Below are 22,058 nucleotides of genomic sequence, written 5' to 3'. Positions count from 1 at the left end.
TGAAGCCGGCCACCGCTCTGACCTGCGACGGTTCAAAGGAACAAGGCAATGTCAACTCGACCCTCCTGGCGCCTGGTCGGTGCCACGATCCTGGCGCTCGGCCTGCTCGCCGGCTGCGGCACCACCGACGCCGACACCGGCGGCGACGTGGCGACCCGCGTCTTCCAGGCCGACAACGGCGACATCACGATCCCGGTCGACCCCAAGCGGGTGGTGGCCACCGGCTACGCCGTCCCGGTCCTGATCGAGGCCGACGCCGCCCTGGTGGGCATCTCGACCTGGAAGCGCGGGCTGGCGATGATGACCGAGGAGGACCTCGCCACCTACGAGGGCCTCGGCAAGATCGCCGGGGAGACGGCCGCCGAGACCAACTACGAGGCCATCGCCAACGCGAAACCCGACCTCATCGTCATCGGCGTACCGGCGCCGGTCCTCGCCGACATCGACCTGGACCGGCTGGAGTCGATCGCGCCCGTCGTCGCCATCGGCCCGACCACCCCGTCCGCGTGGCGGGAGCTGTCGCGGCGCCAGTCCGACGCCGCCGGCCGGCTCGACAACTTCGAAACCGCCAAGACCGCGTACGAGACGAAGGCCGCCGAACTCAAGACGAAGTACGCCGACGCCCTCGCCGGCCTCGAGTTCGGCCACCTCGGCGCGTACGGCGCCGTCGCCGCCGGCACGTTCCACCGCGAGTTCGCCGGCTCGTGGGGCACCAACATCGCCCAGGACGTCGGCGTGACGTACTACGGCGAGGTCAAGAAGAAGGGCGGCGGCGGGCTCGACGTCACCGAGTACCCGTCGATCGAGGAGGTGCCGGCGAGCTTCGGCGCGGCCGACGCCATCACGTACACGCTCCAGCCCGACGGCACGGTGAGCGAGGCGGTGCAGCGGGTGCTCGACACCGAACTGTGGAAGAACCTGCCGGCGGTGAAGGCCGGCCTGGTCTTCCCGGTGCGCTACACCGAGGCGGCGACGTTCGCGTCGGCGCTGAAAACCCTCGACTCGCTCGACCAGGCGCTCGCGCCGCTGCTCACCCGATGAGCGCGGCCCGTCCCGACCCGCGCGAGGCGATGTCCACCCACCAGCGGACGGGCACCGGCACGACGCGCGTCCCGTACCCGATCGGGGTCCGTACCGTGCCGGTCCTGGCCCGGCACCACGTCACCCCGCGCATGGTGCGGCTCACGATCGGCGGACCGGAGCTCGCCGGGTTCCACACGTACCAGGCCGACGACCACGTCAAGATCGTCTTCCCGGATCCGGACGGCACCCGGCGGGTGCCGGTCCCCAACGACCGCCAGATGCTCGACTGGCCGGACCCCATGCCCACCACCCGCCGCTACACCGTACGGCGGTACGACGCGGCGGCCGGCGAACTCGACATCGACTTCGTGCTCCACGAGGGCGGGATCGCGTCGACCTGGGCGGCCGGCGCGCGGGTCGGCGACGAGGTGACCATCGCCGGCCCGCCCGGCTCGAAGGTGTTCGCCCTCAACTACGACCACTACGTGTTCGCGGTCGACGCCACCGCGCTTCCGGCGGCCGCCCGCTGGCTGGAGGAGTCGCCCGCAGACGTCCGCGCCCACCTGGTGATCGAGACCGAGCACGCCGACGAGCAGACGTACCCACTGGCGGAGCGGGCCGGCGTCGAGGTGACCTGGCTGCCGCGCGCCGACGGCCGCTCCCGGCTGGCCGCCACGGTCGAGGCGCTGCCGCTGCCCGACGGCCGCAACTTCCTCTTCGCGGCCGGCGAGGCCGGTGACATCAGGCCGCTGCGGGCGTGGAGTCGGGGCCGGCTCGACGCCCTTTTCACCGGGTACTGGAAGCGGGGAGTTGCCGGGTTTGCCGACGGCTGAGCTGCCGCGGCAGGTCGCCATCCTGGCCGGCTCCGTCGCGCTGCTCGTCGTCGCGGCGGGTGCCAGCGTGAGCATCGGGGCGCACGCGATCCCACCGGCCGAGGTGTGGCGGGCCCTGACCGACTACGCCGGCACCGACGAGCACCTCATCGTCCGCGACATCCGGATCCCCCGTACGGTGATCGGCATCTGCGTCGGCGCCGCCCTCGGCACCGCCGGCGCGCTGATCCAGGCCCTGACCCGCAACCCGCTGGCCGAACCCGGCATCCTCGGGTGACCGCCGGTGCCGGGTTCGCGATCAACCTGGGTGTCCTGTTCGGCCTCGCCGGCACGCAGTCCGCCCGGCTGGGGCTCGCGGTCGCCGGCTGCGCCCTCGCCGCCCTCGTGGTGTACGCCGTCGGCCGTACCTCACCGCTGCGGCTGGTCCTCGCCGGCGTCGCGCTCACCTCGGTCCTGATGGGCGTCTCGCTGGGACTGCGGCTGCTCTTCCCCGACGTCTTCGACCGCTACCGCTTCTGGTCGGTCGGAACGCTGGCCGGCACCGAGCAGACGCCGCTGGCCGTACCGGTGCTGCTGATCGTGGCCGCGCTGGTCGGCGCCATGGTGGTGAGCGGGCCGCTGCGCGCCGTCGCCCTGGGCGAGCAGGTCGCCCACGCGCTCGGCGCCCACGTCGCGCGGACCCGCACCGCCGTGCTGGTGCTCGTCACCCTGCTCGCCGGGGCGGCCACGGCGGTGGCCGGGCCGATCGCCTTCGTCGGGCTGATCGTCCCGCACCTGGCCCGCCGGCTGGCCGCCGGCTCGATCCCCTGGCTGACCGGGTACGCGATCGTGCTCGGGCCGGTCCTGCTGCTGATCGCCGACATCGGCTCCCGCGTCCTGCTGCCCACCGGCGAGGTGCCGGTGGCCGTGGTGACCGCGTTCATCGGCGGCGTCGTGCTGATCTGGGCCGTCCGCCGTTACGGGGCGGCGGCGCTGTGACCGGCGGCGCACCCCCGGTCACGGTCCGGGCCGGACGGTTCTCGGTCCTGGTCGAACGGCGTACGGTCGCCGTGTCACTGACCCTGCTCGGCATCGCCCTGTTGCTGGCCTTCGTCGGCCTCAGCCACGGCAGCACCTGGTCGACACCGCCCGAGGTGTTCGCGGCGCTGACCGGGCGCGGCGACTCGGCGGTGGTGATCCTCCGGTGGCGGCTGCCCCGGGTGGCCGCGGCCCTCGTCTTCGGTGCCGCCCTCGGCCTCGCCGGGGCGATCTTCCAGAACCTGACCCGCAATCCGCTCGGCAGCCCGGACGTCATCGGCCTGGACGCTGGCGCGTACACCGGCGCGCTGATCGCGATCGCGGTCCTGAACGGGACGTCGGCACAGCTCGCCACCGGCTCGGTGCTCGGCGGCCTGCTGGCCGCGGCGGCGATCTACCTGCTGTCGCTCGACTCCGGACTCAACGGCCTGCGGCTGGTCGTCACCGGGATCGCGGTCAACGCCATCCTGACCGCGCTCAACTCGTGGATCGTGCTGCGCGCCGAACTCGACGTGGCGATCGCCGCGACCGGCTGGAACGCGGGCTCGCTGAACGGCGTCGACTGGGACGAGCTGTACCTGCCGTTCGCCGTGGTCGGCGTACTCGCCCTGGCGCTCGTCGCGCTGTCGAACGCGATGCACCAGGCGGCACTCGGCGACCAGCTCGCGGTCACCTCCGGGGTCGGTCTGAACCGGCTCCGCCTGCTGCTGGTCCTGGTCGGGGTCGGCTGCACCGCGACGGTGACCGCGGTCGCCGGTCCGATCGTGTTCATCGCGCTGGCCGCGCCGCAGATCGGCCGCCGGCTGGCCCGGGCCGCCGGCGTCACCCTGCTGCCGGCCGCGCTGGCCGGCGCGGTGCTGCTGCTCTGCGCCGACCTGGTCGCGCAGTTGCTGCTGGCCCCGGTCGCGCTGCCGGTCGGCGTGGTGACGACGGCGATCGGCGGCTGCTATCTCATCTGGCTGCTCATCAGGGAGGTGAAGCGACGGTGAAGGCGCGGCTGACCGCCCGGGATCTGACCCTCGCGTACGGCGACCGGGTGGTGTCGACGCAGATCGACCTCGACATCCCCGACGGCGCGTTCACCGCGATCGTCGGGCCGAACGCGTGCGGGAAGTCGACGCTGCTGAAGGCGCTCGTCCGGTTGCTCACCCCGGCGACCGGCGCGATCCGCCTCGACGGCCGCGACGTGGCCGCCCACCGGCCGAAGGCCTTCGCGCGGGAGGTCGGCTTCCTGCCCCAGGGACTCGTCGCGCCGGAGAACATCACGGTGCGGCGGCTGGTCGCCCGGGGCCGCTACCCGCACCAGTCGCTGCTGTCGACGTGGTCGCCCGACGACGAGCGGGCCGTCGACGAGGCGATGGCGGCGGCCGGGGTCACCGAACTGGCCGGGCGGCAGGTCGAGGAGCTGTCCGGCGGCCAGCGGCAACGGGTGTGGATCGCGATGGTACTGGCCCAGCGGACGCCGTACCTGCTGCTCGACGAGCCCACCACGTTCCTCGACATCACCCACCAGTACGGGCTCCTCGCCCTGTTCGCCCGGCTGCGTGACGAGGGCCGTACGGTGATCGCGGTGCTGCACGACATCAACCAGGCGTGCCGGTTCGCCGACCACCTGGTGGCGATGAGGGACGGCCGGGTGGTCGCCGAGGGGGCACCGGCCGACATCGTGGACGCGGCGCTGATGCGGCGGGTCTTCGACCTGCCGAGCATCGTCATGCCCAACCCGGCGACCGGTGCGCCGATGGTGGTGCCGACGGCCTGAAGGGGCCGCCGCCCGGTCAGTCGCGCTCGGCCTCGCAGATCCAGGCCGGCAGCTTCGGGCGGCCCAGCTCGTCCTTGTCGACCGGGATGCCGGCCCGGCTGAAGAACTCACCCGCGACGGTGTTGACCAGGTAGGTGCCGATCCGCAGGTCGGTGATCCGCCAGCCGGCGCCGCCGAGGGTGCCGTGCAGTTCGTCGGCCGAGATCCGGTAGACGCCGGGCAGGTCGAACGGCATCGTGTCGGCGAAGCAGAAGAGGTTGAGCCGGGAGCCGGGACGGCCGGCCCGGTGGAGTGCGGCGGCGTAGGCGCGGCGCTGGTCGGCGTCGAGTACGTCGTACAGGGCGCTGTCGAGCAGGGTGTCGAAGCGGCCCTCGTACGCGGCGAGGCTGGTCGCGTCGGCGACCTCGAAGACGGCGTCGGCACCGGCGGCGTCGGCCCGCTTACGGGCCCACTCGACGGCGGTCGGGGCGACGTCGACGGCGACCACCTCGTAGCCGAGCTTGGCGAGGTGGATGGCGTTGTCGCCGAGCCCGCAGCCGGCGTCGAGCACGCTGCCGGAGATTCGGCCGGCCCGCTCGCAGTCGACCACGACCGGCTGCACCGCACCGATGTCCCACGGGACGGCGGCGAAGGTCATCCCCTCGACCGGTGACTCACCCTGGTAGAACGCCTCGAAGTCCATCGTGGAACTGTCGGTGGGGTTGGTGCTCATCGGTCCTCCTCAGCGCGGGCCGGACAGCCGTCCAGGAGCTTTCTACACCCGGCCGTACGGGCCGGGCCGAAATCTGAAAGGGAGTTGTCAGTCGGTCTTCGCGGGCGCGGTCCGTACGGTGCGCAGCGCGACGACGGCGACCGCGCACATGGCCACGGTCAGCACCACGCTGATGACGGCGGTGACCTCCAGCGCCCGGGCGAAGGCGTCGCGGGCGGCGTCGAGCAGTTCGGCACCGAGCGGGCCGGGCAGTTCCTCCGCGACCGCGACCGCGCCGCCGAGGGTGTCCCGGGCCGAGCCGGCGGCGTCGGAGCCGACCCCGACGGGCGTGGTGTCGGCCATGATGCCGCGGTAGACGGCGGTGCTGACGCTGCCCAGGATGGCGATGCCGAGGGCGGTGCCGAACTCGGAGCCGGCCTCGGAGATCGCCGACGCGGCACCGGCCTCCTCCTCCGGCGCGGTCGACACCATCAGGTCGGTGGCCAGGATGTAGACCGGGGCGAGGCCGACACAGAACACGACCGAGGCGACGACCGGTACGAAGACTCCCCCACCCGGCTCGACCTGGGTGAGGACGGCGAACCCGATCGCGGCGCAGGCGAGTCCGGCGCCCATGACGTACCCGGGCCGCAGCCGGGTGGCGAGCGCCGGTCCGGCCATGGCGCCGGCGATGAAGCCGATCGACGACGGTACGGTCCACAGGCCCGCCGCCAGCGGCGAGAGCCCGACGACCAACTGCAGGTACTGGGCGATGAGGAACAGCGTGCCGAAGGCGACCAGGAACGCCAGCGTCTGCGCGGCGAGCGAGGCGCTGAACGCCACGCGGTGGAACAGCCGCAGGTCGAGCAGCGGGTCGGCGAGCCGGCGCTGCCGTACGCCGAAGAGCACGGCCACCACGGCGCCGGCCACGATGGACACGACGGCGGTCCAGGCGGGTCCGCCCTCGGCGATCTGCTTGATGCCGTAGATGACCGCCAGCACGGCGACCACCGACATGGCGGCGCTGAGCAGGTCGAACCGGCCCGCGGCCGGGTTGCGGTACTCGGGCAGCAGGGCCGGGCCGAGGGCCAGCAGGAGCACCATGACCGGTACGCCGACCAGGAACACCGAACCCCACCAGAACCGTTCGAGCAGGACGCCGCCGACCAGCGGGCCGATCACCGCGCCGAGCGAGAAGCTGATCGTCCAGATGCCGATGGCCAGGGTCCGCTGGGCCGGGTCGTGGAACATGGTGCGGATCAGCGAGAGGGTCGACGGCATCAGGGTCGCGCCGGCGACGCCGAGCAGTGCCCGGGCCAGGATGAGCATCTCGGCGCTGGTGGAGAACGCCGCCAGCAGGGACGCCGCCCCGAAGGCCGCGCCGCCGATCAGCAGCAGCCGGCGCCGGCCGACGCGGTCGCCGAGCGTACCCATGGCGATGAGCGAGCCGGCGATGAGGAAGCCGTAGATGTCGACGATCCACAGCAGCTGTGAGCCGCTGGGCCGCAGATCGGCGCTGAGGTGTGGCACCGCCAGGTTGAGCACGGTGAGGTCCATGGAGACCAGCAGGCAGGGCAGGGCGAGGACGGCGAGCCCGAGCCACTCGCGGTGTCCGGCGCGGGGCTGGCGACTTCGGTGGTCATCGGCGCGGATCTCCCTGGGGGTCGGCGGACGGCGGCGGCGCACCAGTGAGCACGATGGCCGCCCCTCCCGCATCGCGGAAGGGGCGGCCGTGCGGGCGTATCTTATGTCATCGGATCATCACTCAGGGCGAGAACCAAGATCCAGCGACGGATTCTCCGATTTACCACAGTGGATCGGAATCGGATCGCTCAGCGCGGGTAGTTGCGCACCGGGTCGAAGGTGATCGGCAGGTCGACCAGGCTGCGGAACATCGAGCTGCGCTGGTAGGAAAGATCTTCCTCGGCGCACGCCAGGCGCATGTTCTCCAGGTTGACCAGGCGGTCCAGCGCCGAACGCAATTCGATCCGGGCGAGCACCGCGCCGAGGCAGAAGCGCATTCCGGCGCCGAACGACATCGGCTGCACCCCGGTGCGGGTGATGTCGAAGCGGTCCGGGTCGTCGAACTGCGCCGGATCGCGGTTGGCCGCACCCATCAGCGCGACGACGAAGTCGCCCTTCTTGAGGAGCTTGCCACCCAGTTCCACGTCCTCGCCGAGCCGCCGGCTGTTCGACTGCACCGCGGAGTCGTAGCGCAGCCCCTCCTCGACCGCGCCCGGGATCAGGCTGCGGTCGCGGCGCAGCAGCTCGAGCTGCTCGGGGTGCCGCAGCAGGGCGAGGATGGTGTTGGTGATCTGGTTGGTCACCGTGTCGTGACCGGCGAACACGACCGAGATGATGGTGCTGATGATCTCGTTGATGCTCACCGGACGCTCGCCGGCGCGGGTGCTCGTCTCGACCTCGGCGAGCATGATGCTGATCAGGTCGTCGCGCGGCTGGGCCTTGCGGATCTCGATCAGCTCACGCAGGTAGTCGGCGAACGCCCCATCGCGATGTTGCCCTTCCTGATCTCCTCCTCGTTGGGCACGAGGTCGAGAGTGGGGGCGATGTCCAGCGACCAGGTGCGCACGCCCTGGTAGCCCTCCGGCGGGATGCCGAGCAGGTCGCAGACGAAGACCAGGGCGACCGGCGCGGCGAAGTCGCTGACCAGGTCCATCTCACCCCGGACGGCCTGCGGGGCGAGCAGCCCGTCGACGGTGCGGTCGATGTCGGGTTCGAGGGCCCGCATCCGCTTGGGGCGAACACCGGGGCGACCAGTGAACGCAGCCGGGCGTGGTTGGGGTCGTCCTCGAAGAAGAGCGTGTAGGCCATGATGTCCTTCAGCGGCCCGGGGCCGATCATGACCTCCCAGAAGTCGCGCACGCTGGCGCAGCCGAACCGCTTGTCACTCATCGCCAGCCGTACGTCGGCGTAGCTGGTGACGTACCAGGTGCCCTCGGCGCCCCGGTGGACCGGGTCGTTGCGCAGCAGCCAGTTGTAGTAGGGGTAGGGGTCGTTCTGGAAGCTCGGCTCCAGCGGGTCGAGGCCGGTTGCGGGAACCGGGGTTCCGATGAGCGGGATCGTCATTTGCCTTCCTCCATCACAGACCCGGGTGCTCAATACTTGAAAATCATAGAGTTGATGTCGGACCATGTATACCCGCGAATCGGCTCGCATCTCGCCAGATCCCTTATCTGTCAAAGGCTTGAAAGATCTCGACGCAACAAGAACCGTCGAGACTCTGCAAGATTCATATAGCTGCACGGTCGATCCTGTTAGGATCTGGCGGCGACGCGACCCCGACCCGGGAGGCCCGCTGTGTCCGACGCCGCGCCCACCACGCCCCACGCCCTGGCCCCCGCCGCCGAGCCGGCCATCCCGGATCCGGCGGTGGCCAAGCACTTCGACCCGGTCGTCGACGACGCGGTCGGCACCGGACGGGTGGTCGGCGCGGCCGTCCTGGTCGCCCGGCGCGGCGTCATCGTCTACGAGCGCTACGCCGGCTGGGCCGACCGCGAGCGACAGGTCCGCCCCACGGCCGACAGCCAGTTCCGGCTCGCCAGCATGACCAAGCCGCTCGTCTCGGTGGCCGCGCTCGCCCTCGTCGAGCAGGGCCGGCTCACCCTGGACACCCCGGCACACGAGGTGCTGCCGTACTTCCGCCCCGCGCTGCCCGACGGTCGCACGCCGGACGTCACCCTGCGCCACCTGCTCACCCACACCGCCGGGCTCGGCTACGGCTTCCTGCAACCGGACAACCAGCCGTACGCCGGTGCCGGGGTCTCCGACGGCGCCGACGCCAGCGCGTCGACGCTGACCGACAACCTGCGCCGGCTGGCCGGCGTGCCGCTGTCGTTCGAGCCGGGCACGGCCTGGTCCTACTCGCTGGCGACCGACGTGGTCGGCGCGATGGTCGAGGCGCTGACCGGCGAGCCGCTGCCCGCCGTCGTGGAGCGCCTGGTGACCGGCCCGCTGGGGATGCGCGACACCGTCTTCCACGCCACCGACCCGGCCCGCCTGCCGGCCGCGTACGCCGACGCCGACGAGCCCGGTCAGCCGGCCCGGCGGATGGGCGCCGCCGACGAGGTGCCGCTGCCCGGCGCGGGCGTGATCCGCTACGCGCCGGACCGGGTCACCGACCCGGACGCCTACCCGTCCGCGGGGATGGGCATGGTCGGCACCGCCCGCGACTACCTGCGCTTCCTGGAGGCGGTCCGGCTGGGCGGCGCACCGGTCCTCTCCCCCGCCACGACGGACCTGATGACGACCGACGCGGTCGAGGGTCACCCGCTGGACATCGCGCCCGGCTACGGCTTCGGGCTCGGCTTCTCGGTCGTACGCGACCGGGCGGAGGCGGGCGACGCCCGGCCGGTCGGCAGCTACGGCTGGAGCGGGGTCTACGGCACGCACTGCTACGTCGACCCGGCGGCCGAGGTCAGCGTGGTGTCGCTGACCAACACGGCGCTGGAGGGGATGATCGGCGGATTCGCCAACGAGGTCGAGCAGGCGCTGTACCGCGTCGACTGGTAAGCCCGCCAAGGGCCGCTTTCCGCCGGTTCACCCGCTAACATGATGAAATGGGCACACAGTCCGTTCCTGAGCGTCTGCAATGGACCGTCGACCGGCTCGGGCTGAAGCCCGGCGACGACGTACTCGAGATCGGCTGCGGCCGCGGTGTCGCCGTGGCCCTCGTCGCCGACCTGCTCGACGGCGGAACGATCACCGCCATCGACCGCTCCGACAAGGCCGTCGACGGCGCCCGGCAACGCAACCGGGAGCACGTCGACACCGGCCGCGTCGTCCTGCACACGGCGGCGCTGGAAGACGTCGAACTCGGTGCCGCCACCTTCGACGTGATCTTCGCGGTCAACGTGAACCTCTTCTGGGTGCGCCGCGCCGACGCCGAGGCCGGCCTGCTCAAGCGGCTGCTGCGCCCCGGCGGCCGGCTGCATCTGGTGTGGGAGCCGCCCGGCGGCGGCAAGGCCACCCAGATCGCCGACACGGTCGGCGGGCTGCTCTCCGACAACGGGTTCGAGGTCACCGTCGGCACCGGCACGACCGGCACCGGCGCCGCCCTGGTCGACGTACGGGGCACGGTGCGCTGATCCGGCACACGAACCGGGGCCGGCCCGTCGGGCCGACCCCGGTTCGCGGTTGTTCCTGTGTCAGCGGCGCACCTGGTAGGCCCGGGTGATCGTCTGCTCGACCCGGTTGCCGGCCTTGTCGAGGTGGGTGGCCCGCAGCGACACGTGGTCCACACCCCGCGGGTGCGGCACCAGCGCCGTACGGGAGTCACCCGACCCGAGCAGCGGCACCGGGAACCAGAACCGGCCGTCGTACGACGCCTCGACGGTCAACTGCTTCGTCGCGGCACCGGCCGATCCGTCCTGGCGCTGCACCGAGACCGGTACGGAGAACACCGTGCCGCCCGGCGCCCGGTTGTGGTCGTCGAGGTTCGGCGCGAACCGGACGACCGCCAGCGGCAGCCGCTGGGGTGCCGTGACCGTCGCCGACTTGAACGTCCACTGCACCGACACCGAGCTCGTCAGGTCGGCCACCCCGCTGCGGGTCGCCTTCGCCTCCAGCCGGTACGTCGCCTGCCCGGCCGGCACGGTGAACGACCCGGTCGCCACCTGCGTGTTCTGCCCGACCAGCGAGCCGTTGCGGAAGAGCTTCGTCGTCGCGCCGGTCACGTTGGAGCGCGCCTCGCGGTTCGCGCCGTGGTCGGTGAAGAGCGGGATCTCGACGTCGATCTGGTTGCCGGTCCGGGTCGCCTTCGTCCACGACCACGGCCAGCTCGCCGGGAACGACGGACCGAACACCCCGGTGTTCCAGCGCTCGCTGCCCTGGTTGCCGGCGCTGAACATGCGCGCCCCGCTGTAGAGCATCGTCTCCGGGTTGTCGTTCGGCGCCCCGCTGAACGTGCCCACCGACGACAGCCACGGGGTGTCCGGCACGTAGTACTCGGTGATGGTGAACGGCAGCGTGCCGTGGACCAGGTAGTCCTTGCGGCCGATCTTGCCCGGGGCCGCGGCGGACAGCCGGGCCTGCACCTTGCCCAGCTCGGCGTCACCCATGTGCCGGACAAGGTCGGTCGGCACCCGGTCCGGTTCGAGCCACTGCACGTGGTAGAGGTACGGGCTGCCACCGAATCCGCCCTGGCCGTCCGGCCGGGCCAGCCGGGCGGCGACGTAGAAGACGAACTGGTCGGCCGGCGCGGCACTGTCCGACGGCCGGACCAGCATGCCGTCGAAGTTCACCCCGTGCGTGCTGCCGCCGATCATCCGGCCGTCGACCGTCATCCGGGAGAAGATCGCGGCAACCTCGCCGGGCTCGGCGTCGGTCCGGTCCACGGTCAGGCCGATCGGACGGCCCTCGGTCGCGGTCAGCGCGATCGTCCGGTCCCGGTCGTGCACCACCAGCGGCTCGGCGATGTACGTGCTCAGCGCGCCGGTGCCGATCTGGGCTTCCATGAAGTAGTTGCCCGCCGGCAGCGAGACGACCGCGGTACCGGAGGCGTCGGTCGCCGTGACCACGTTCTCCCGCTCCACGTCGTTGAACGTGACGGTCCAGTTCGTGGCCGGGTTGCCGTTGTGGTCGGTCGCGACCAGCGTCAGCTGGTGGCTCGCCTGGGTGGTGGCGACCGGCGTACGCGCCGCCGTTCCGCCGGGCCGGACGAACCGGGTCCCGTCCGCGCCGCCGGCCGTCACGGCGAGGTCGATCGGGCCGGCTCCGGCGGCCGGGAACCGCTCGACGACCGCGAGGTCGACGACGGACTCCCGCCGCTCGGTGGCCCCCCGCATCCCGGCGATCAGCCGCGACTCGGAGTCCGCGCCGAGGTCCGGCGCGGCGCTGCCACCGGCCGCCGTGCCCAGCGGGGCGTCGAGCCAGAGCCCGGCGGCACCGCCGCTCAGCGCGGGTACGTCAGTCTTCGGGGCGAGTCGGGACCAGAACTGTCCCGCCTTGTCCCGCGCCACCCGCACGCCCGCCGCGTCGATCAGCGGCAGCCGGGTGACGGCCTGCCCGCCGGCGGCCCGGGCCGCCCGGGCGTCGTCGCCGGCGGTCACGATCAACGGCAGCTCACGGGCGCTGGCGTCGGCGTAGCCGAGTTCGAGCAGGCGGCTGATGTTGAACAGGCGCGCGTCGACGGTGCCGGCGGCGACCAGGGTGGCCGCGTCGGAGGGTACGACGTGCACCTCGCCGGCGCGGACGGAGCGGTGGAACCGGACCGACTCGCGGCCCGGCGCCGGCTGTACGACCAGGTCCTGTCCGGCCGGCGCGTCCGGGCGCGACAGCACCCGGTCGCCGGTGACCAGGGTCAGCCACGGCTCGGCGTGCCGGGCACCGGTCGTCGAGGGGGCCGCCTGCGCGCCACCGGCCAGCACCGCCGAGGTGACCGGCAGAACGACGGCGAGGGCCAATGCCATGGTGGGGAATCTGCTGCGCCGTCGTGACATGGACACTCCTCACGGCTGGGACGGCTCGAACGAGCAAAACCATAGGTGCCGTAGATCGACGGGCCGCGAAATATGGCAACGGACGGCAAGACCCCGTGGACTACGCGGAAACGGCGACGGAGCATCGATGGAGCCGACTTCCCGGGAGGTGCCGGTGCCCGCGGCACGACCTACGCTCCTCGACGGCGCGATGGCCACCGAACTCCAGCGGCACGGCCGACCGATGCGTCCTCCACTGTGGAGCAGCGAGGCGCTCGGCGACGCCGCCGGGCGGGTCCTGGTCCGCGACGTGCACGAGCGCTACCTCACCGCCGGTGCCGACGTGGTCACCGCCAACACGCTGCGCTGCAACCGGCGGACCCTGGACCGCGCGGGCCTGGACGACACCGCCGCCCGCCGCCTGGTCGAGGGCGCCGTACGGCTGGCCGTCGCGGCCCGGGACACGACCCGGCCGGCGGCGTGGGTCGCCGGTTCGATCGGGCCGGCCGAGGACTGCTACCGGCCGGAGCTGGTGCCACCCGACGCGGAGATCCGGGCCGAGGCCCGCTGGCTCGCCGAACAGCTCGTCGGCAACGGCGTCGACCTGTTGCTCGTCGAGACGGTCAACACCGCACGCGAGGCGATGGCGGCGCTGGCCGAGGCGCGGGCGACCGGCGTGCCGGTCTGGGTGAGCCTGGTGTGCGGCCCCGGTGCCCGGCTGCTGTCCGGCGAGCCGCTGGCGCCTACGGCGGCCCGGCTGGCCGGGGCCGGGGCGACGGCGGTGCTGGTCAACTGCACCGGGCCGGCGGAGACCGGCGCCGCACTGGCCGCCCTGGCATCGGCGCTGGCCGGCACCGGTACGCCGTTCGGCGCGTATCCCAACGTGGAGGACCGGTCGGGAATCGCGCCGAACACCGCGGTCGACCGGTACGTCGCACCGCACACCGGGCCGGCGGAGTTCGGGGCGCTGGTCGCCGGCTGGTCCGACCGCTTCGGGCTGTCCATCGTGGGTGGTTGCTGCGGCACCACGCCCGCCCATGTCGAGGCGGTGGCGGCACGGTCCGCCGGGACGGGGGCGTGGCTCAGTGGACGTTGATCCCGAGCGCCGCGAACTCGGCCCGCAGCCGCCGGCCCAGGTCCTGGCGGTCCGGCTCCGGCGACAGCACCGAGTCGGCGCCGGCCAGGGTCATCGCGGCCAGCTCGGCCACGCCGAAGCCGAAGTGCGTCACCGCGAGCCGGTGCTCGTCGGTCAGGTCGGTGTGGAACATCGACGGGTCGTCGGTGTTGACGGTCACCGGGACGCCGGCCTCCCACAGCCGGCGCAGCGGATGGTCCCGCAGGTCGCGTACGGTGCCGGTGCGCAGGTTGCTGGTCGGGCAGACCTCCAGCGGGATCCGTCGGTCGCGGAGCACGGCGAGCAGGTCCGGGTCCTCGACGGCGCGGATGCCGTGGCCGATCCGGGCCGGGTCGAAGGCGAGGCAGTCCCGGATGCCCTCCGGCCCGACGGCCTCGCCGGCGTGCGGCACGAAGGCGACGCCGTTGCCGGTGGCGTACCGGATCGCCTCGGCGAACAGCGAGGCCGGACGGCCGGGTTCGAAGCCGCCGAGCCCGAGGCCGACCACGTCTCCGGTGCGGGCGCCCGCCACGCACATGGCGGCCACCTCGAGGCACTCGTCGAGCGGCTCGCCCCGGACGTGGTCGAGCACGAAGCGCATCCGTACGCCGGTGTCGGCGAGCACCCGCTCCGCCGCCCGCGACAGCGCGTCGAGCTGCTCGTCGTACGGGATGCCCCGGCCGCGGTACCGGGGTCCGGGGCTGTACGTCGCCTCGAGGTGACGGACGTTCTGACCGTGTGCGCGCAGCCCGAGCTCGTACGTGATCAGGGCGATGTCATCCGGTTCGCGGATCGCCGCGGTGCACCGCTCGTAGAGGTCGAGGAAGTGGGCGAAGTCGCGGAACCGGAACAGTTCGCGCACCTCCCGCTCGGTGCTCACGCCGAGGTCGAGGCGGTGCTTGCGGACCAGCCGCAGGAACGTCTCGGGGCGCATCGACCCCTCGACGTGCACGTGCAACTCGACTTTCGGCATCGCCGCCACGACGGCCGAGAGGTCCGCATCGCACAGAGAGGATGACATCGATCGATCCTAGGTTGACGGTGTCGTCAAGTACACCTCCGGCCGGGCGCTCCCGGCCGGCGGAGCTGTCCACCACGACAGGGCGACCGCCCTCGTCACCCCCTCCGGACGGAGTGCGTCAATGACCACCACCCAGTCATCCGGCAGCCGGGCCAAGAGCCTGATCGCCACCATCAACGGCCCGTGGCACCAGCGGGTCCTCGCCCTCTACATGATCATTGTAGTCGCCCACTGGGCCGAGCACATCGCCCAGGCGGTCCAGATCTGGGGTCTCGGCTGGTCCACGCCGGAGGCGCGCGGCGTGCTCGGCATGCCGTTCCCCTGGCTGATCAAGCAGGAGTGGCTGCACTACGGGTACGCCCTGGTGATGCTGATCGGGCTGGCCATCCTGCTGCCGGGCTTCCAGGGCCGGGCACGGACCTGGTGGCGGATCTCGCTGATCATCCAGGTGTGGCACCACTTCGAGCACCTGCTGCTGCTCATCCAGTCGCTCACCGGCGCGCACCTGCTGGGCAGCGCCACCCCGGTCAGCATCGCCCAGCTCGTGGTGCCCCGGGTGGAGCTGCACCTGTTCTACAACGCGATCGTGTTCCTGCCGATGATCGTCGCGATGTACCTGCACGTACGGCCGACCCGGGCGGAGGCCGCCAAGATGACCTGCCGTTGCGCTCCGGCCCGTACGGCGGCGGCGCTGGCCCGATGACCGCGGCGACCCTGCGCCGGGCGGTCGCCATCGGGATCTTCACCGTCTCGCTGCTCGGCCTGCTGCCGCTGGTGCTGAAGGAGCCCGTCGGGCTCGCGGCGGCGGCACCGGCCGACCAGTCGGTCATCGAGGTCGCGCCGGAGAAGGTGTCGCTGACCTTCGCCGGCGAGATCGACCGTGACTCGGCGCACGTCACGGTCCTCGACGCGGACGGCCGGGCGGTCATCGCCGGCCGTCCGGTCGTGGACCGCTACGAGATCCACCAGCCGGTCTCGATCACCGGCTCCGGCGGCTACTCGGCGACGTACCACGTCAGGTTCGCCAACGGCGCGGTCGCGGCCGGTACGGTGGCCTTCGGTGTCGGCGACGGCGTGCCGCCCCGGGTCGCGGGTGGGCACGGCGGCCACGCGGGACAGATCGACCCGGTGACGATGACCGTGCTGGCCGCCAACGTGGTCGCGCTGGCGGTGATCGGCTGGAAGCTCACCCGACGCCGGCCGGCCCGGGCGGATCCACCCACCTGAGGCCGGATTGCTATCTCCCGGGCATACCAACCACGCCGTCGGAGCCGCCTTGTAACATCCAATGCACCGCCGGTAGCCGACTGGTCGCCGACCGTCTAGCACGGTAAACGTGATCACTCCGCGGTCCGGCCCACACCCACCGAACGGCTACCCCTCACTACGTGATTTTGAAGGTAAGCTGAGGGATGCGGCTACGGTGCGGTGCCGTCCGGTCCGGGTGGGACCGGGCGGCGGTGGGACCGGGCCGCGGTAAAGGCCGCGGTAGATGGAAGGCCGCGGTGAAGGCAAGCGGTGGAAGCGAGCGGCGGTGGGCCGAGCGGACGGTGCGGCCCTGGGCAGGCGCCGCCCGGCAGGGAGACGGCCTGCGGGACGGCCCGGTGAGGAGCGACGGTGAAGGAGCAGCGCGAACGGCGCACCTACGGACAGCAGTGCGGCCTGGCCTACGCATTGGACATCGTCGGCGAGCGCTGGACCCTGCTCATCGTGCGGGAGATGCTGCTGCGTCCCCGCCGCTACCGTGAACTGCTCGACGCGCTGCCCGGCATCGGCACGAACCTGCTCGCCGAACGGCTCAACTTCCTCACCCAGGCCGGGGTGATCGAGCCGACCGACCCCGACCGGCGCACCGGCGGCTACGCGCTCACCGAGCTCGGCGAGAAACTGCGGGAACCCGTCCTCGCGATGGCCCGCTTCGGCCTCGCCGTGATGTCCGGACAGTCCGAGCCCTCCCCGGGCACCGTCACCCGCGCCTCCTGGGCGGTGCTCGCGATCGAGGCGATGTGCCAGGCCGAGCGGGCCACCGCCGACGAGACGTACGAGTTCGACGTCGCCGGCGAGGTCTTCCACGTCATCGCCGGCGAGGGCAAGGTCACGACCAGCTCGGGACCGGCCGTCGACCCGGTGCTGCGGATCAGCACCGACACGCAGACCTTCTTCGACCTCGGGTCCGGGCTGATCGAACCGGTCGAGGCGGTGCTCAGCGGATCGGTCGCCATCGAGGGGCCGCCGGCCGCCGTGCCACGCTGCCTCTACCTGCTGGGACTGGGCTCCGAGCCCGCCGAGCGCAGCCTGCTGGGGCCGGCCAGGCGCACCGCCCGCCGGCCGGCGGCCGGGCCGGACCCGGCGCTGTCCTCCGCGCGGTGAGGTGAGGACCGCCGCGCGGTAGCGTCAGCGGTCCCCGCCGGCGACCGACGTACGCAGCCGCCGGGCGCTGTCCACATCGGGGCAGCCGGCCAGCGCCATCGCCTCGTGCAACTCCTCGCCGATCAGGTCCAGCACCCGGGCCGCTCCGGCCGCTCCCCCGGCGGCCAGCCCCCACAGCAACGGCCGGCCGACCAGCACCCCGGTCGCGCCGAGCGCCAGGGCCTTCAACACGTCGACGCCGCCCCGGACACCGCTGTCGACCAGCACCTCGCAGCGGCCGTCGACCGCGTCGACCACCGCCGGCAGCGCCACCGCCGTCGCGACCGCCCCGTCGAGCTGGCGCCCGCCGTGGTTGGAGACCACCACGGTGTCCACACCGGCCGCCACCGCCAGCGCGGCGTCGTCCGGATCGAGAATTCCCTTCAGCACCAGCGGCAACCTGGTCACCGAGCGGATCCACGCCACGTCGGCCCAGCTCAACGACGGGTCGAACAGGACACCGGTGTGCGCGGCCACCTCGGACGTACCGGCACCGCCGACCGCGTCCAGACCGCCGCCGGCGCGGCCCAGGTTGGCCGCCACCACGTTCGCCGGCCGCACCAGGCCGCCGCGCAGGTCGCGCAGCCGGCGCCCGAGCAGCGGTACGTCGACGGTCAGCATCAGCGCCACGCAGCCGGCCGCCTCGGCCCGGCCGACCAGTTCCCGGAACAGGCCACGGTCACGCAGCCAGTAGAGCTGCATCACGGTGGCGGCACCGGTCGCGGCGACCTCCTCGACCGTACGGCTGGCCATCATGCTCACCACGAACGGCACCCCTGCCACGGCGGCGGCCGACGCGGCGGCCACCTCCCCGTCCGGGTGCAGCCAGGTCTGGTAGGCCATCGGCGCGACGGCCAGCGGGACCGGCACCGGCAGCCCGAGCAGCCGGGTCCGGGCCGTACGGCCGGCGACGTCGACCGCGACCCGGGGCAGCAGGCGGATCCGGTCGAACGCCCGCCCGTTCTCCCGCATGGTCAGCTCGCCGCCGCTGCCCCCTCGACGAAGTTCCACGCGTCGGCGGGAGTCGTCGCCGCGGCGACGGCCCGCAGGTCGTCGAGGCAGACGGCGGCCTCGACCGGACCGGCCAGGGTGCCGCTCACCAGACCACCGGCGAGATCGTGGCCAGCAGCCAGCCGAGGGCCAGCGCCTGGATCGGCGCGGTGAGCCGCGGGTCCCGGCTGGCGACGTAGACGCCGGCGACGACCAGTTCGAGCAGGATCAGGAACGGGGCCAGCACCATCAGGTACAGGCCGAGCATGCCGGGCAGGACGGCGTTGCCGACCCCGACCATGACGGCGGCCAGGATCAGCACCCGGGCGGCCAGTGACCAGCCGCTGGCAGCGACCGGCGAACCGGCCCGCAGCAGGCCGTCCACGACGTGGAAGAACGGCAGCATGACCAGCGCCATCAGCAGGGCGATCACGATCCGGGCCGGGGTCGGGACCAGGGTGTGCCCGGTCGGCCCCACCGGCAGCAGGACCAGCAGGAGCCCGCCGACGGCCAGCGCGACCGGCACCAGCGGCCGGCGCGGGTCGGACGCCCGCGCGGCCGCCCCGGCCGGCTCCGCCGGGGCCACCGGCGCCGCTGCCGGCTCCGGCGACGCGACGGGTTCGGGCGCCGCCTCGGGCGGTGCGACGGAGGTCGTGGCGGCGTACGCCGGCACCGGGCCGGCCGGGGTCAGCCAGCGCCGCACCGGCTCGAGCCGCCGTACGGCCAGCAGCAGGATGCCGGCCACGCCGAGCAGCAGCGCCAGCGCCCCGCCGGCCTCCACGCCGAGCAGCAGGCCGGCATCACCCCAGGCCAGGAACGGTATCGGCAGCACCACGGCGACCAGCACCAGCGGCAGCGCACGCCAGCCGGCGCCCCGGCGGCCCGGTTGCCGCCCGGCGACGGTGCCGGCCAGCAACCCCAGCCCGAACAGCACGCCGGTGGCCGCGGCCAGGTAGAGCACGGCCAGCAGCCGGGTGTCGTCGTCGGTGGTACGCGGTGCCGCGCCCGGTCCGGCCGCCCGGTCCATCCAGTCGGCCATCAGGTCGGCCGTCTGCCCGGCGTACAGCATGGACAGGTGGTTGGAGTTGGCGATCTCGCGCAGCCCGACCGCCGACCCGGCGGCGATGTCGCCGTACTCGCTGCCGAAGTCGATGTCGCCGCCGAACACCTCTTCGGCGGTCCGCACCGCCTCGTCGCGGACCAGGACCGGATCGCCCTGGGCGACCAGGAACAGCATGTTGCGGGCGGTGACGCCGCCCTCCACCGAGGCGACCGAGCCGCCGAGAGCCATGGTGGCCACCGGCCGTGCGTCGTGGGTGGCGAAGTCGACGACCGCGGCGGCGCCCATGCTGTGCCCGGCGACGGCGATCCGCCGGTCGTCCACGTACGACTGTGCCGCCGCCCAGTCGTAGACCGCGGTGAGGTCGGCGCGCCGCCCCCCGAATCCGTGGACCTCGTGCCGGTCGGTGTTGCCGCCGTGGCCGCGGAAGTCGAAGGTGACCACCACGAAACCGGCGTCGGCCAGCCGGCGGGCGAGCCAGTTCATCATCGACCGGTCGGCGGAGTGGCCGTGTGCGAGGACGACGGCCGGCAGGCCGCCGGGCGACGACGGCGGCAGGTCGACCGTGCTGCTGTTGCCCGGCACCGCGCCCGGCACGTACATCGTGGCCGGGATCCGACCGTCGATGACGACGTCCCGGTGCGGGACGCCACCGAGGTTGCGGGCACCGAGCTGGACGGCCAGCACGGCCGTGACGACGGTCAGCAGGCCGACCAGGCCGAGCCCCACCAGCCGCCGGCGCCGCCGTCCGGGTTTGTCCGTCATCTCCCCCACCTCGCTCCGGTCGACGGTGTTACAGGGTCATGCTCCACACACCGATCGGCACCCCGGTGGGATCGGCCAACTCGGCGAACGCACCGGACTCGGCGTCCATCATGGACGGCTCGGACCGGACCGTGCCGCCGAGCTTGACCGCCTGATCGACGGTGCCGCGCAGGTCCTCGGTGTAGACGAACAGCACGGTGCTGGCCGTGCCGACCACCGCCCCGTCGGCCTGGGTGATCATCCCGATCTCCTTGCCGTCGTGCCAGATGGTGGCCCCGAGGACCTCCCCCAACGGCGCGAACGGCTGGAACGTCCAGGCGAACAGTTCGGCGTAGAACGCCTTCGCGGTCTCGGGGTCCGGGGTACGGATGTCGAACCATTCGACGCTGCCGGTCGGCACAGCACTCACCTTCCCAGTCGGGATCGGCGGGCCGGGGAACCCGGCCCGGGGAACCTACGCGTAACGGTCGTGGACGGCGTTGAGGTAGCGGGTGATCCGGTGGTCGGCGTGGTCGGGGTCGAACACGATGCTGAGCAGCACCTCCGGCGAGAGGCCGATCGGGTGCTGGACCGCCTCGTAGTAGCGCTGGGCGACCTGCAGGTAGAAGACCTCGAGCACGGTGGTGTCGGTGTGCGACGGCAGCCGCAGCCCGGCCTCGATCGAGGCGGAGACGCCGTGGAAGGCGAACTCCTTGACCGCCTCCTCGACCGTCATCGACTCGATCGGCCGCCGCTCCGGCTTGAAGTGCGGCAGCGCGTCGGCCAGGCTGCCGACGCCGAGGAGGTCGTCGACGACGAGCTGGGCCAGCACCGGCGAGCAGTGGAACCCGTCCCGGTAGGTGCCGGTGGTGATCAGCAGCCCGTCGATCGACGTACGGCCGATGAGCGGGAAGCCGTCGATCGCGACCGGGCGGTTGCCGACCAGCCAGCTGATCACGTCGGAGTAGAACAGCCGGTGGTCGAGCTGTTCGCGGGCCACCTGCACGAGGAACTCGCTCATGCCGATGTCGGGGGTGTGCGCCGGCTCGGAGAAGAGCAGGTTGGTGGCGCCCAGGTATTCGACGCCGTCGCCGAGCGGGATCGCGTGCAGGCCGCAGGAGCCGGAGCGGTTCGGCGTACGCACCACGTGCTGGAAGCCGGCGCCGGCCCGCCGCTGCGTCTGGACCGCGATGCCCTTGCCGGCGAACATCGCCGGGACGCTGCCCTCCTCGAAGACGCCGGTGAGCGGACCGCTGAACGAGCCGGCCGCGAGCAGGACCGTGCCGGCGCTCAGCGTGGTGCCGTCGACCAGCCTGACCCCGCGTACGGTGCCACTGTCGACGTCGAAGCCGGCGGCCTCGCCGTCGACGAACCGCACGCCGTGCCGGGTCGCGGCGGTCTCCAGTGCCGACAGGACGGCGCGGGCGTCGATCGCGCCCTCGCGGGGCAGATGCACGGCACGCAGCGGCCGGGCCTCGGCCAGCGGGTCGAGACCGGGGATGTCGCCGGGCGCGATCTCCTCGTGCGGCTCGTCGAACTTGGCCAGCGCGGCCAGCAGGGCGGCGTAGTTCTCGTCGTCCAGGTGGCCGGACTTGGCGTTGAGCAGCACCGTCGTGCCGCTGCTCAACGACTTGTCGACATCGGCGACGCCGGACTCCTGCTTGAGCAGCTCCAACCAGGAGGGCCAGCGGTCCAGCGCGTCGCGGCAGAGCTGGAACTTGGCCTGGCTGGCCGGCGACATCAGGGTGTACTTGGTGATCTCGCCGAAGGTGTTGAGCATGGCGCCGGCGGCCATCGAGGCGGCGCCCGAGCGGTGCCGCGGACCGAGCACGACAATGCTCGTTTCCGGGGAACGCCGGGCCAACTCGTAGGCGATGGAGGTACCGATGACCCCGTTTCCGACCACAACTACGTCAATTGATTCCTGCTCAGGCATTTGTTCGCTCCCTGGCTGGCGG

The 22,058-nt window shown here is 72.7% G+C and carries 19 protein-coding genes and 2 pseudogenes; 11 read left to right on the top strand and 10 right to left on the bottom strand.

The window, feature by feature from the left end; genetic code table 11:
- The first annotated feature begins 48 nt into the window (after positions 1 to 48).
- The 5 genes and pseudogenes from Prubr_RS18135 (at position 49) to Prubr_RS18110 (ending at position 4,635) form a co-directional block, all read left to right on the top strand.
- Positions 49 to 1,041 carry an ABC transporter substrate-binding protein gene (locus tag Prubr_RS18135; RefSeq protein ID WP_212826970.1) on the top strand — a complete coding sequence of 331 codons (993 nt, stop codon included), beginning with the start codon at positions 49 to 51 and terminating at the stop codon, positions 1,039 to 1,041.
- Positions 1,038 to 1,856, top strand: coding sequence for a siderophore-interacting protein (locus tag Prubr_RS18130; RefSeq protein ID WP_212826968.1), 819 nt, complete (start codon positions 1,038 to 1,040; stop codon positions 1,854 to 1,856). The genes Prubr_RS18135 and Prubr_RS18130 overlap by 4 nt, the downstream gene beginning before the upstream one ends.
- Positions 1,759 to 2,834, top strand: a pseudogene (locus tag Prubr_RS18120) (FecCD family ABC transporter permease). Before Prubr_RS18130 ends, Prubr_RS18120 begins: the two are co-directional and overlap by 98 nt.
- On the top strand, positions 2,831 to 3,862 hold the full coding sequence (locus Prubr_RS18115; RefSeq protein ID WP_212826961.1) for a FecCD family ABC transporter permease: 1,032 nt from the start codon (positions 2,831 to 2,833) through the stop codon (positions 3,860 to 3,862). The pseudogene Prubr_RS18120 and the gene Prubr_RS18115 overlap by 4 nt, the downstream one beginning before the upstream one ends.
- Positions 3,859 to 4,635, top strand: coding sequence for an ABC transporter ATP-binding protein (locus tag Prubr_RS18110; RefSeq protein WP_212826959.1), 777 nt, complete (start codon positions 3,859 to 3,861; stop codon positions 4,633 to 4,635). Before Prubr_RS18115 ends, Prubr_RS18110 begins: the two co-directional genes overlap by 4 nt.
- A gap of 16 nt (positions 4,636 to 4,651) precedes the next feature.
- On the opposite strand, the gene Prubr_RS18105 is transcribed toward Prubr_RS18110, so the two are convergent.
- From Prubr_RS18105 to Prubr_RS36915, 4 genes are all read right to left on the bottom strand, one after another.
- A complete protein-coding gene (locus tag Prubr_RS18105; protein WP_212826957.1) occupies positions 4,652 to 5,347 on the bottom strand; it encodes a class I SAM-dependent methyltransferase in 696 nt (231 codons plus the stop codon).
- Positions 5,348 to 5,434: 87 nt separating this feature from the next.
- Positions 5,435 to 6,979 (bottom strand): MFS transporter, encoded by a 1,545-nt coding sequence (locus tag Prubr_RS18100; RefSeq protein WP_425518056.1) that lies wholly within the window; start codon positions 6,977 to 6,979, stop codon positions 5,435 to 5,437.
- 179 nt (positions 6,980 to 7,158) lie between these two features.
- Entirely contained in the window at positions 7,159 to 7,767 is a 609-nt protein-coding gene (locus Prubr_RS18095) for a cytochrome P450 (protein WP_343221695.1), read from the bottom strand.
- A gap of 35 nt (positions 7,768 to 7,802) precedes the next feature.
- Positions 7,803 to 8,075, bottom strand: a complete 273-nt coding sequence (locus tag Prubr_RS36915; RefSeq protein ID WP_246568795.1) for a cytochrome P450 — start codon at positions 8,073 to 8,075, stop codon at positions 7,803 to 7,805.
- 569 nt (positions 8,076 to 8,644) lie between these two features.
- Between Prubr_RS36915 and Prubr_RS18090 the strand changes: the two genes are divergently transcribed.
- Entirely contained in the window at positions 8,645 to 9,856 is a 1,212-nt protein-coding gene (locus tag Prubr_RS18090) for a serine hydrolase domain-containing protein (RefSeq protein WP_212826953.1), read from the top strand.
- 47 nt (positions 9,857 to 9,903) lie between these two features.
- Positions 9,904 to 10,431, top strand: a complete 528-nt coding sequence (locus Prubr_RS18085; RefSeq protein WP_212826951.1) for an SAM-dependent methyltransferase — start codon at positions 9,904 to 9,906, stop codon at positions 10,429 to 10,431.
- A 60-nt stretch (positions 10,432 to 10,491) separates the two neighbouring features.
- On the opposite strand, the gene Prubr_RS18080 is transcribed toward Prubr_RS18085, so the two are convergent.
- Entirely contained in the window at positions 10,492 to 12,753 is a 2,262-nt protein-coding gene (locus tag Prubr_RS18080) for a hypothetical protein (protein WP_212826949.1), read from the bottom strand.
- A gap of 157 nt (positions 12,754 to 12,910) precedes the next feature.
- Between Prubr_RS18080 and Prubr_RS18075 the strand changes: the two genes are divergently transcribed.
- Positions 12,911 to 13,858, top strand: coding sequence for a homocysteine S-methyltransferase family protein (locus tag Prubr_RS18075; RefSeq protein ID WP_212826947.1), 948 nt, complete (start codon positions 12,911 to 12,913; stop codon positions 13,856 to 13,858).
- On the opposite strand, the gene add is transcribed toward Prubr_RS18075, so the two are convergent.
- Positions 13,845 to 14,897, bottom strand: a complete 1,053-nt coding sequence (gene add, locus Prubr_RS18070) for an adenosine deaminase (protein ID WP_212826945.1) — start codon at positions 14,895 to 14,897, stop codon at positions 13,845 to 13,847. The genes Prubr_RS18075 and add overlap by 14 nt on opposite strands.
- A 121-nt stretch (positions 14,898 to 15,018) precedes the next feature.
- On the opposite strand from add, the gene Prubr_RS18065 reads away from it, so the two are divergent.
- The 3 genes from Prubr_RS18065 to Prubr_RS18055 all read left to right on the top strand — a co-directional run bounded on the left by Prubr_RS18065 (position 15,019) and on the right by Prubr_RS18055 (position 17,267).
- Positions 15,019 to 15,600: a hypothetical protein gene (locus Prubr_RS18065; RefSeq protein WP_212826943.1), complete on the top strand. Its 582-nt coding sequence runs from the start codon at positions 15,019 to 15,021 to the stop codon at positions 15,598 to 15,600.
- Positions 15,597 to 16,124 carry a copper resistance CopC family protein gene (locus tag Prubr_RS18060; protein WP_212826941.1) on the top strand — a complete coding sequence of 176 codons (528 nt, stop codon included), beginning with the start codon at positions 15,597 to 15,599 and terminating at the stop codon, positions 16,122 to 16,124. Before Prubr_RS18065 ends, Prubr_RS18060 begins: the two co-directional genes overlap by 4 nt.
- A gap of 390 nt (positions 16,125 to 16,514) precedes the next feature.
- On the top strand, positions 16,515 to 17,267 hold the full coding sequence (locus Prubr_RS18055) for a winged helix-turn-helix transcriptional regulator (protein ID WP_212826939.1): 753 nt from the start codon (positions 16,515 to 16,517) through the stop codon (positions 17,265 to 17,267).
- Positions 17,268 to 17,291: 24 nt separating this feature from the next.
- Here the strand turns inward: Prubr_RS18055 and Prubr_RS18050 are convergent.
- The 4 genes and pseudogenes from Prubr_RS18050 to Prubr_RS18035 all read right to left on the bottom strand — a co-directional run bounded on the left by Prubr_RS18050 (position 17,292) and on the right by Prubr_RS18035 (position 22,036).
- Positions 17,292 to 18,394 (bottom strand): annotated as a pseudogene (locus Prubr_RS18050) (alpha-hydroxy acid oxidase).
- 8 nt (positions 18,395 to 18,402) lie between these two features.
- Entirely contained in the window at positions 18,403 to 20,121 is a 1,719-nt protein-coding gene (locus Prubr_RS18045) for an alpha/beta hydrolase family protein (RefSeq protein ID WP_212826937.1), read from the bottom strand.
- Between the two features lie 28 nt (positions 20,122 to 20,149).
- The gene (locus Prubr_RS18040; RefSeq protein ID WP_212826935.1) at positions 20,150 to 20,521 is read right to left on the bottom strand and encodes a VOC family protein; all 372 of its coding nucleotides are present in this window, start codon (positions 20,519 to 20,521) and stop codon (positions 20,150 to 20,152) included.
- 54 nt (positions 20,522 to 20,575) lie between these two features.
- A complete protein-coding gene (locus Prubr_RS18035) occupies positions 20,576 to 22,036 on the bottom strand; it encodes an NAD(P)/FAD-dependent oxidoreductase (RefSeq protein ID WP_212826933.1) in 1,461 nt (486 codons plus the stop codon).
- Between the last annotated feature and the right edge of the window lie 22 nt (positions 22,037 to 22,058).

Origin of the sequence: Polymorphospora rubra (assembly GCF_018324255.1) — a bacterium.
Classification (GTDB): Bacteria; Actinomycetota; Actinomycetes; order Mycobacteriales; family Micromonosporaceae; genus Polymorphospora; species Polymorphospora rubra.
The sequence above is the reverse complement of the archived record's forward strand: the minus strand, read 5'-3'. Positions and strand labels throughout refer to the sequence as shown.

Bases quoted from the DNA above. Each gene is read 5' to 3' on its own strand.
- Prubr_RS18135 (WP_212826970.1), top strand. From the start codon at position 49: ATGTCAACTCGACCCTCCTGGCGCCTGGTCGGTGCCACGATCCTGGCG.
- Prubr_RS18130 (WP_212826968.1), top strand. From the start codon at position 1,038: ATGAGCGCGGCCCGTCCCGACCCGCGCGAGGCGATGTCCACCCACCAG.
- Prubr_RS18105 (WP_212826957.1), bottom strand. From the start codon at position 5,347: ATGAGCACCAACCCCACCGACAGTTCCACGATGGACTTCGAGGCGTTC.
- Prubr_RS36915 (WP_246568795.1), bottom strand. From the start codon at position 8,075: ATGCGGGCCCTCGAACCCGACATCGACCGCACCGTCGACGGGCTGCTC.
- Prubr_RS18085 (WP_212826951.1), top strand. From the start codon at position 9,904: ATGGGCACACAGTCCGTTCCTGAGCGTCTGCAATGGACCGTCGACCGG.
- Prubr_RS18080 (WP_212826949.1), bottom strand. From the start codon at position 12,753: ATGGCATTGGCCCTCGCCGTCGTTCTGCCGGTCACCTCGGCGGTGCTG.
- Prubr_RS18075 (WP_212826947.1), top strand. From the start codon at position 12,911: ATGGAGCCGACTTCCCGGGAGGTGCCGGTGCCCGCGGCACGACCTACG.
- add (WP_212826945.1), bottom strand. From the start codon at position 14,897: ATGTCATCCTCTCTGTGCGATGCGGACCTCTCGGCCGTCGTGGCGGCG.
- Prubr_RS18065 (WP_212826943.1), top strand. From the start codon at position 15,019: ATGACCACCACCCAGTCATCCGGCAGCCGGGCCAAGAGCCTGATCGCC.
- Prubr_RS18060 (WP_212826941.1), top strand. From the start codon at position 15,597: ATGACCGCGGCGACCCTGCGCCGGGCGGTCGCCATCGGGATCTTCACC.
- Prubr_RS18045 (WP_212826937.1), bottom strand. From the start codon at position 20,121: ATGACGGACAAACCCGGACGGCGGCGCCGGCGGCTGGTGGGGCTCGGC.
- Prubr_RS18035 (WP_212826933.1), bottom strand. From the start codon at position 22,036: ATGCCTGAGCAGGAATCAATTGACGTAGTTGTGGTCGGAAACGGGGTC.